Raw genomic sequence first — 9053 nt, 5'->3', positions numbered from 1 at the left:
ACCGCCGTCGGCCGCGGAAGCTGAACAGCGTTCTTCTTGTCTGCCATGACATGGTCCTTCCCGGACAGGATCAACGTCCTGTCCAACGGACCACACCCAGGTCAAACACGGAAATCTACGCAGTCCCGCCGATTCCTGCGGCGAACGCCGCTCGGCGGCTCCCTTCCGCTACTCAGGCCCAGATATCGGTAGAGCCAGGTGGTTCTCGGATCACTGCTTATGTTTGGCTATTCGATGAGCCCGGATTGGTAGGCGAATACGACGAGTTGTGCGCGGTCGCGGGCGCTGAGCTTGACCATGGCGCGGCTGACGTGTGTGCGGGCGGTGGCGGTGCTGATGCGGAGCCGTCTGCCGATTTCGTCGTTGCTGAGACCCTCCGCGGCGAGCACCATGGCCTCTCGTTCCCGTTCGGTGAGGGTGTTGAGCTGGGGGTGGGGCGTCCTCGTGCTGGGTCTGAGTGTGACGAACTCTCGAAGCAGCGTGCGGGTGACCGATGGTGACATCAGCGCGCCGCCGTCGGCGACGGTGCGGATCGCGCGGAGGAGTTCCGCTGGCGTGGTGTCTTTGAGCAGGAAGCCGCTTGCTCCGTTTCGCAGGGCGTCGAAGACGTACTGGTCGTGTTCGAAGGTGGTGAGCACAATGATGCGGGTCGTGGCCAGGTTGGGGGCAGCGGTGATTCTCCGGGTCGCTTCCAGCCCGTCGATGCCCGGCATGCGGACGTCCATCAGCACGATGTCCGGTTTGGTGCGGGTGGCCATCGCTACTGTGGCGAGGCCGTCGGCGGCTTCGCCGACGCAGGTGAGGTCGTCTTCGTTGGCTATGAGGGTGCGGAGCCCGAGCCGGACGAGGTCCTGGTCATCGGCGATCAGGACGCTGATCATGTGCCGCCTCCGGTGGGAAGTCGTGCGTGCACCTCGAACCGCTGGGCCACCGGTCCGGCAACGAAGTCACCGCCCAACGCCTCCACTCGCGCCCGCATCCCGCTGATGCCGGTGCCGTAACCGTTGGTCGGCGTGCCGTTGATCGGATTCGCAATCGCGATGGCGACAAAGTCGGTGGTGTACTGGACGGTGACGTCGGCCTGCACGCAGCGTCCGTGCCGTAGCACGTTCGTGAGTGATTCCTGAATGATGCGATAGCCGGCCAGGTCGACCGCCGGGGGAAGATCGCCGGTACGCTCGCCTGTGGTGTGGACACGCACCGTGACGCCGGCGTCGGCCATTCGCCGGCATAGGTTGTTCAGGCGGCCGAGGCCAGCGGTGGGGGCGCGGTCGTCGCCGTCGATGTGCCGCACGGCGGCCAGTGTCATACGCAGTTCGTCGAGCGCCTGCTGGCTGGTCCGACTGATCGCCTCCAATGCCACCTGAGCTTGGTCGGGCTGGCGGGGCATGACGTGTAGGGCGATGTCGGCCTGCATCTTGATGGCGGCCAGGCCGTGCCCGACGACATCGTGGACCTCTTGGGCGACGCGGAGCCGCTCGTCGTCCAGCCGCTGCCGGATCGCCTCGGCCCGTGCGAGCTGGCCGGCTTGGTGCCGCAGGCGCAGGCCGTATCCCAGCGCGCCGGGGACGACCACCCACGCGGCCGCTGGCACTACGCCCAGCCACCCCAGCGCCCGGTCGGAGGTGAGCAGATGAGCCAGCAGCATCATCAACGTTGCCGCCGCGCACCAGGCGGCGACCCGTAGTGGAGCATGCCTGGCCGCGCTATACACCGCGATCATGAGCACAAGGATGATCGGACCGTAGGCGTAGCCCAGGGCGAGGTATCCACCGGTGCAGACCGCTGCGGTCATCAACGTCACGAGCGGCCGACTTCGACGCGCCGACAGGCCGAGTGCCGCGATCACGACCAGGACGTAGCCCAGCGTACCTAGCGGCACCGACGGGCGGCCGAGCTCGTCGGCCACGGCGCTGGCGGCGGCGGCGGATACTGCGAGCAGGGCGGCCAGGGCCAGGTCCGCTGCCGACGATCGGATCCACCTCATCCAGCGATCTTTGCAGGGCGATGGCCATGCCGTGTACGCGATTCTGCGTACGACCGTCGACGCGATCGAGCCGACGCTGACGCCCTTGCGCCGCGGCAGGCTGCATCGGTGACCAATCGTGTGACGACCACAGGCGCCGGTCGGATGACCCGCAACGTCGCTGTCGCCGCCCTGCTCGCCGCCTCGGCCGGGATCGTCGTGCAGATCCTCGGCGGCGCCGACTACCCCACCGTCCCGCCAGGCTTGCTGCTCCTGCTGGCGGCTGCAGGACTGCTCGCCCTGCGCAACCGGTGGGCACCGCTGCTCGGCGTCCTCATCACTGCGTTCATCACCTTCGGCGCGGTGGTGACGCCCAACATACGCAACCAACTGGCGGATCCGTCGGCCATGGGCGTGTTCGCCGGAACGGTCATCCAGACCATGGGTCTGGTTGTCGGCCTCCTCGCCGGGCTTGCCACCGCCAGCAGCCGCATGCGGAGAAAAGCCCGATGAACGGCCCTTCACGTGGCTCGAGTCGATCCCATCCGGCAGTTCACCAGAGCGGCTACCTCGAGCACCCACTCAGTACCCGCCTCGATGCCCTCATCACGTCCCGCTCAGACAGAATCCTCTCGCACAGGAGCGTCCAAGCATGACGACCTTACCCAGGCTCAGTGAGCTGGCCGGCGACTATGTCCTCGACACCGCCGGCACCCGGATCGGCTTTAGCGCCAAGCACGCGATAGGCACCAAGGTCCGCGGACAGTTCGACGAGTTCGCCGGCAGTGCGCGGCTGGACGGCGACAAGTCGAGGCTGAGCGTCGAGGTCCTGATCCAGGCGGCGAGCGTCCAGACTGGCAATCGGCAACGCGACGAGCACCTGCGCCGCAACTTCCTGAACGTCGACACATACCCAGTCATCACCTTTACGCCGATCACGGCGGACCTGGTTGGCGAAGCCACCTTCGCAGTCACCGGCGACCTGACCATCCGCGGCGTGACCAAGCCGGTCCCCGTGAACGTCGAGCTGACCCACGCCCGGCACGGCCCGCCGGAGAACCTCCGGGTTCACCTCGCCGGCAGCGCCACTATCAACCGTGGCGTCTGGGGCGTGAACTGGAACGCCATGACCGTCGCCTTGGTGAACAAACATGTGCCGATTGAGTTCGACGCCATTGCAATCCGGACGCCCCGACCGGCCCCGTAGCCATTGTCGGGATGAGAAAACTTAACGACAGCAGCACGCGGGGCCGTGTTCATCAGCGGCGACACTCTCGGCCGCCCGGCCGCGACACCCCTGGCGAGGTGACCGGGCGCAGCCGCCTCGGCGCATGGTGCAGGCCTGCACCATGCCGCGCCCGTAGCGCAAATCTTCGAATCACTAGGAGGAAGCGATGGCTGGCATCTCGACGTCGACCACAAGCCGTGGGCTTACGATCTGGGGGCTCGCGACGGGTGCCCTCGGCATCGCGATCCTGTGGGCATCCGGGGTCGAGTTCCCGTTCTACCCCCCACCGGGTCTACTGATCCTGGCGAGCGGCGCTACGTTCGTCGGTCTGGCGAAGCGGGCCTGGGCACCCGGAGTTGGCGCGTTCCTGGGCCTGTTCGTGATCGTGGGATTCGTCCTGTCCAGCGTGGTCAGCGGGGCTGGCACCGGCAACCTGACTGGCGATGCGGGCATCGGCGGGGTGATCGGCACCGTGATGCAGCTCGCCGGTGTCGTCATCGCCCTCGTGGCCGGTTCGGTCGCGGTCAGACGGGAATACCAGGTCAAGCAATGACCGTGCCGCGTCCGCGAAGCGCATGGCTGCTGCTCATCGCCGCCATCATCATCAGCATCGTCCTTATCAACCCGTATCTCAGGCTCGACATCGACGACAGCCGCCTCGACATGAGTGGGAACCTGCACTACTCCCTGCTCGTAGCGCACATCTTCACGGCCGCGGTCGCGATCGTGCTCGGCCCCCTGCAGTTCATGTCCACGGTGCGGGCGCGCCGGACGCTGCACCGCACGATCGGCCGGGCCTACCTCCTCGCCGGGGTCCTGCCTTCCGCGGTGACCGCGATCCCGGTCGCGTTATGGTCCGGCCGCATCGTGACCCAGATCGGACTCGTCATCGCGGCCGCTCTGTGGCTGATCACCGGTGGGCTCGCCTACCGTGCCGCCCGCCGCCGCGACTTCATCGGTCACCGCGACTGGATGATGCGCAACTACGCGCTGACGTTCCTCGCCGTCACCTCGCGCATCCTTACCCCGCTGCTGCTTCTGGCTCAGAGTCCGTTTATCGGCGACGGCGCCGGCCCAGTCGAAGAACGCGTTCAAGCCTTGATCCCGGTCGGCCAGACCCTTGGCTGGATCGTCAACCTGGTCGTGGCGGAGAGCCTCATCAGGCGCCGTCCGCGAGACAGCGGCATGCATACCAACGCCGGGAATGGCACCGCACGCTGGTGACATCGTTCGACCAGTTGTCCGATACGCCCTCGTCCAGATCCGGACGCTATCGGGGGCAACCTGCGGCACGTCGTGTAGTCGCCGGCTCCAGGTGCGGTTGTCGTCCATCGGTCGGCTACCGTCGGTGGATGGGATCACCGGTCGTAGGCGGATGGTAGGCCGATCAGCTGGCCGGTTCTGCCGGTGCCGGTTCGGAGTTCGTGGTTTTCGAGTTCGAGGACATTGACGATGCGGGCGAGTGCGTCGTTCTCTTCTTGGAGCTTGTTGATCTCGGCGATGAGTTCTTTGATTCGGTCGGTTGCCCTGGTGAGGTCGTCGCGGAGCTTGCGTTCGTTGTCCGGGAGGGATTGCCCCCGGTTCGGTTGACTCCTGACCTGTGAGGATGTGTTCCTCGCTGGAAGGATGTCTGTCATGCCGAAAAGCGTTCCCCCTGGAGTTTCGCCGTGACGTGGTCTCGGTCGCCCGTAAGGGCGATGCCTCGATCGTGGAGGTCGCGAAGGACTGCGGGATCTCCGAAGCGTGTCTGCACCGCTGGCTGAAGCTCGCCGACGTCGCCGACGGCGTCCGTCCCGGGGCCACCACTTCCGAGTCTGCGGAGCTGCGTCGCAGGAACAAGGTGTTGGAGCAGGAGAACGAGATCCTGCGTCGGGCGGCGGCGTACTTCGCCAAGGAGATCTCCCCAAAATGATGTACCCGCTGGTCGGTGACCTGGCCGCGGACGGGATTCCCGTCGCGGTGACCTGCCGGGTGTTGGGGTTCAGCAAGCAGGCCTACTACGCGTGGAAGAAGACCCCGGTCACCCGGCGGGACCCCTGCGACGAGTCAACCAAACCCGGGGCAGTCCCCTCAGGCTGGACGCTGCGCGGGTCTCCTGAGCGACGCCTTGACAATCTCCGCGCTTCTGGACACCACCTGGTCCGAGGTCAGTCCGCCCAGACGGAGATCCGGCTCGCTGCCTCAACTGCTTGCCACCGTGCCTCTTCCCAGCAGTAGCGCAATGTTCGCCGCGAGCTCGACGGTTGCGTCGATTTCGGCCTTACGGATAGACACGCTTTCCACATTGAACCCGTACGGCATATTGAGATGCTGGCAGAAGTCGGCCAGGTCCTGGGCGATCGAGACGGCCTGCCGGCACGACTCCGCGAGCGGGTCACTGGCATAGCGGATGGAGTTCTCCAGCCAGCGTGGCACGTCCACGCCGAGCCACCGGACGAACTCCAAGGTCTTGAGCGAGCCGCACACCGACAGCGTGAAGATCACCGGACGCGGCGCGATCTCCCGGGTTCGGCACTCGTAGAAGTAGTCGGAGATGAGGTTCTTCGTCTCGTTCACGTGATAGACCACCTGCGAGACGAAGAACGAGCAACCGCGTTCCTGCTTGGCCAGCATGCGCAGATGCTCGTCTTGGCCGCGGGTGTGCCGTTCCCCGATGACGACGCCGCCGAGCATCAGCTCTGGGCGCACCTGCCGGTGCGCGGCGTGAGCCGATCGCAGGTCGGTCCGTACTGGCTTGTCTCTAGACGAGGGACCGACGAAGACGCTGAGCACCCGCTGCGGATCGGCTCGGCTGAGCCAGTCTCGCAGTTCCTCGTCGCGATATTTGCCGACACAGCGGTAGATGACGACCGGGAGATCGCCGGTGCTGAGGTGGTCGGCGTAATACCGAGCCGGATCCAGTGTCGGCAGGAACGGGAACGGTCGTTCCTCCGGGACGCGATCGGCTTCGTCATCAATGTCGTACAGAATCAGACCGTCGATAGGCAGCCGGGCTAGCCGCTCCGCCGTCACGGCCGCGATCTCCTTGACCCGCTGCTCGGTCTCGTGGCGCTTGGGCGGCGTGAGACTGAACAGCAGGATGCCCGAGTCTCCCGCGGCGAGCATGTCCCGAAGCCCGGGAGAATCTGCCACTCCTGGTCTGCCGCCGGCCGGCTCACCCTCGGTCAAAGGTCCAGACTCCACCATGAACACCACGCTACGATCCTGCGCACCCTCGAACCCGACGGGTCGGTCGTGATCCCAATCCCTGAGCGCAACCCGGAAACCGTAAGGTAGGTTGTAGGGTGCCAAAACTGGGTGCTGGTTGCTGACCTGCGAGTTCGTAGATCCGTTTATGCGGCCCGGTGGTACTCGTTGATGACCCCGCCGAGTCGTCGTCGGCGTCGGACAACGCCGTCGATTGGCATCACGTTGCCCGGCTCACGGTTGGGTGGTACCTGCCCGTGCCCCTGGTGCGGCCGGTGGTGATTGAAGTGTCGGAGGTACTCGGTCAGTATCACTCTGGCGTGCCGCTGGCCGTAGATGAGGACGTGGTCGGTGCATTCCTCGCGCCTTTGGTGTGCGCGGTGGTGTCTTCACCACCTGTACGCCCTGATCGGCAAGTGCGGCGTCGAACGATGCCGCGTATTTGGTGTCGCGGTCGCGGATGAGGAACCGGAAGTCGCTGGTCTGTTCTCCGAGGTCCATGAGCAGGTTGCGGGCCTGCTGGGTCACCCATGCCTGGGTCGGGTGCTCGGTCACGCCAAGCAGGTGCACTCGCCGGGTGGCGATCTCCATGACGACCAGTACGTACAGGCGGCGTAGCCACACGGTGTCGACGTGGAAGAAGTCGGTGGCCAGCAGGCCGGTGGTCTGGGTGCGCAGAAACCTCCGCCAGGAGGTGTCGGTGTTCCGGGGTGCGGGGCCGAGGTGGCCACGGGCCAGGATTCGGCGGATGGTGCCGAGGCCGACGCGGTGGCCCAGTCCGAGTAGCTCGCCCTGGATTCTCTTGTGGCCCCAGCGGGGGTTGTCTCGGGCCATCTGGCGGGTGAGTTCGCGGATCTCGTCGCTGACGGGTGGTCGGCCGCCCCGGTGGGGGTAGGTCCAGCGGCGTTGGACCAGCCGGCGGTGCCAGGCGAGCAGGGTCGCCGGGGTCACGATCCGGTGAGCGCGGACCGCGCGTGGCAGCCGCCGGGCCAGCGCGGACAGGATCGCCCGGTCTGGCCAGGACAGGCGCGGTCGGCCGTCGACCTGACGGCGCAGCACCGCGACCTCGTGACGCAGCGCCAGTAGCTCAGCGAGCACCGCGCTGTCACTACGGGCCGCGACGAACAGGGCATCAAACCCGCGGATCGCGACCAGATAGATCAGTCGGAACACCATGACCATCAAGATGCCTCAGCCGTGCTGGGAACCAGCTCACAGCACGTGCGACACGTATTGGCACCGTGCACGGTACGCCGAGCTGTTCACCCTCCAAGCCGCCGGCTACGACACCACCACCGGGCCCGCCGCGACGGTGCCCCGACAGACCGCAACCGCCTGAAAGAACACGCCATGACGACGTCGAACCCCACGAGGCTCGCGCCGCGGCGGACCGCAGCGACGGTGGCGGCGGCCTGTACGAGGTGGCCACCACCACCACCACCGACTGGCCGGTGCAGGCGCGGCTGAACGAGATCGCCCGCGAACCCGGCGGCGGCATCAGCATCACCTGCACCCTGATCGACCACGATGCGCCCGCTGTCCCTGCCGGTGACCCGCACACTCCACGGTGGTTCGCTGTGCTCCACTGCGAGCTTGCCTACAACGGCTCGGTGCGGGCTGGCCCTACCGCCGCCGCCGCGGGTGCCTGCAGCCGGGACAGGGGCGGCATCGCGGTGGCACCGCCCCTGGTTTCGCAGGCGAGCGAGCCCGCGCGGACGGCGAACGCGACAACGTTGCGCCACTGCTCCTCGGTTGTGGGAAGGCCACCGGTAAGAAGGGCGAAGTTCAGCGCGGCCATGGTCGCGTCCCCAGCGCCGGTGGCGTCGACCGCGTCGACGGGCGGGGGAGTGACCGAGAACTCGGCACCGTCGACGAAACCGCGCGCGCCTCGGGCGCCCAGGGTCACCACCACGGCTCCCGCACCGAGGCTGAGCAGGTGCTTCGCCACAGCGGTGGCGTCGAGGTCGAAGAGTAGCCGCGCGTCCGGTTCGCTGAGCTTCACGAGGTCGGCGGTGGACGCGAACCACTCGACGGTTGCCCGCAACGATGCGGGGTCGTCGAGCAGGTCGGGCCGTACGTTCGGGTCAATGGTGCGCAACGGACCCGGGGTCGCCCACGCGGCCTTCGCCGCGGCCAGGGTCGTCGGCTGCAGCAGGGCGATCGACCCGCAGTAGAGCGTCCCGGCCCCGGCGATCACATCGAGGTCCACCGGGTCGAGCAACCCGTACGAGGGCGGGTTGCCGTAGAAGGCGAACTCCGGCTCCGCCCCGTGCAGGCTCGTCACCGCGAGTGTGGTCGGCACGTCGACGCTGACGCAGCCGCTGTGATCGACGCCCTGCTCGGTGAGCAGAGCGCGGATCCGGTCGCCGAACGCATCGGAGCCGAGCGAACCGACGAACCTGGCCTCGGCTCCGAGCCGCGCGATCCCGCAGGCCACATTGAGGGGCGCGCCGCCGACCATCGGCCGGAAGACCCGCTCGCCGGCAACCTCGACCTCGAAGAGATCGACCAGCGCCTCACCCAGAACCACCGCGTACGGCATCACCGCAGGTCTCCGATCAGCGCGTCCGCGCCACCGTGCTCGAGCAGGTCGGCCGCGTGCGGGACGGCCATGACTGGCAGCAACTCGAGCACAGCGCTTGCGAGCCGTTTCCTCGTCAGCCAGTCGTTCAC

The 9053-nt window shown here is 67.1% G+C and carries 12 protein-coding genes and 1 pseudogene; 5 read left to right on the top strand and 8 right to left on the bottom strand.

Annotated features, from left to right (window positions below):
- Positions 1–227: 227 nt before the first annotated feature.
- Positions 228–881, bottom strand: a complete 654-nt coding sequence (locus GVV04_RS31545; RefSeq protein WP_161692656.1) for a response regulator — start codon at positions 879–881, stop codon at positions 228–230.
- Complete coding sequence (locus GVV04_RS31540; RefSeq protein WP_161692655.1) at positions 878–1987, bottom strand: sensor histidine kinase; 1110 nt, start codon at positions 1985–1987, stop codon at positions 878–880. Before GVV04_RS31540 ends, GVV04_RS31545 begins: the two co-directional genes overlap by 4 nt.
- A 108-nt stretch (positions 1988–2095) precedes the next feature.
- Between GVV04_RS31540 and GVV04_RS31535 the strand changes: the two genes are divergently transcribed.
- The 4 genes from GVV04_RS31535 (at position 2096) to GVV04_RS31520 (ending at position 4418) form a co-directional block, all read left to right on the top strand.
- A complete protein-coding gene (locus GVV04_RS31535) occupies positions 2096–2479 on the top strand; it encodes a hypothetical protein (protein WP_161692654.1) in 384 nt (127 codons plus the stop codon).
- Positions 2480–2618: 139 nt separating this feature from the next.
- Entirely contained in the window at positions 2619–3173 is a 555-nt protein-coding gene (locus tag GVV04_RS31530; protein ID WP_161692653.1) for a YceI family protein, read from the top strand.
- 187 nt (positions 3174–3360) lie between these two features.
- Positions 3361–3747 carry a hypothetical protein gene (locus GVV04_RS31525; protein WP_161692652.1) on the top strand — a complete coding sequence of 129 codons (387 nt, stop codon included), beginning with the start codon at positions 3361–3363 and terminating at the stop codon, positions 3745–3747.
- The gene (locus GVV04_RS31520; RefSeq protein ID WP_161692651.1) at positions 3744–4418 is read left to right on the top strand and encodes a DUF2306 domain-containing protein; all 675 of its coding nucleotides are present in this window, start codon (positions 3744–3746) and stop codon (positions 4416–4418) included. Before GVV04_RS31525 ends, GVV04_RS31520 begins: the two co-directional genes overlap by 4 nt.
- 134 nt (positions 4419–4552) lie before the next feature.
- Here GVV04_RS31520 and GVV04_RS31515 read toward each other — a convergent pair whose 3' ends face one another.
- Positions 4553–4831 (bottom strand): hypothetical protein, encoded by a 279-nt coding sequence (locus GVV04_RS31515; RefSeq protein WP_235967314.1) that lies wholly within the window; start codon positions 4829–4831, stop codon positions 4553–4555.
- Here GVV04_RS31515 and GVV04_RS33750 point away from each other — a divergent pair.
- A pseudogene (locus GVV04_RS33750) lies at positions 4801–5237 on the top strand (transposase); the annotation flags it as partial. The gene GVV04_RS31515 and the pseudogene GVV04_RS33750 overlap by 31 nt on opposite strands.
- Positions 5238–5375: 138 nt before the next feature.
- Here the strand turns inward: GVV04_RS33750 and GVV04_RS31500 are convergent.
- The 5 genes from GVV04_RS31500 to GVV04_RS34190 all read right to left on the bottom strand — a co-directional run bounded on the left by GVV04_RS31500 (position 5376) and on the right by GVV04_RS34190 (position 9053).
- Positions 5376–6380: a methylenetetrahydrofolate reductase gene (locus GVV04_RS31500; RefSeq protein WP_235967320.1), complete on the bottom strand. Its 1005-nt coding sequence runs from the start codon at positions 6378–6380 to the stop codon at positions 5376–5378.
- A gap of 146 nt (positions 6381–6526) precedes the next feature.
- Positions 6527–6694, bottom strand: a complete 168-nt coding sequence (locus tag GVV04_RS33745; protein ID WP_328822674.1) for a transposase — start codon at positions 6692–6694, stop codon at positions 6527–6529.
- Complete coding sequence (locus GVV04_RS31495; RefSeq protein ID WP_235967312.1) at positions 6615–7556, bottom strand: hypothetical protein; 942 nt, start codon at positions 7554–7556, stop codon at positions 6615–6617. Before GVV04_RS31495 ends, GVV04_RS33745 begins: the two co-directional genes overlap by 80 nt.
- Before the next feature lie 421 nt (positions 7557–7977).
- Positions 7978–8922: a carbohydrate kinase family protein gene (locus GVV04_RS31490; RefSeq protein ID WP_161692648.1), complete on the bottom strand. Its 945-nt coding sequence runs from the start codon at positions 8920–8922 to the stop codon at positions 7978–7980.
- On the bottom strand, positions 8922–9053 hold the full coding sequence (locus GVV04_RS34190; protein WP_268926390.1) for a hypothetical protein: 132 nt from the start codon (positions 9051–9053) through the stop codon (positions 8922–8924). The genes GVV04_RS31490 and GVV04_RS34190 overlap by 1 nt, the downstream gene beginning before the upstream one ends.

This window comes from Micromonospora rubida (assembly GCF_009908295.1).
In the GTDB taxonomy this organism is placed as follows: domain Bacteria; phylum Actinomycetota; class Actinomycetes; order Mycobacteriales; family Micromonosporaceae; genus Micromonospora; species Micromonospora rubida.
Note: the sequence above shows the minus strand (reverse complement) of the source record. Positions and strands in the feature narration are given on the sequence as shown.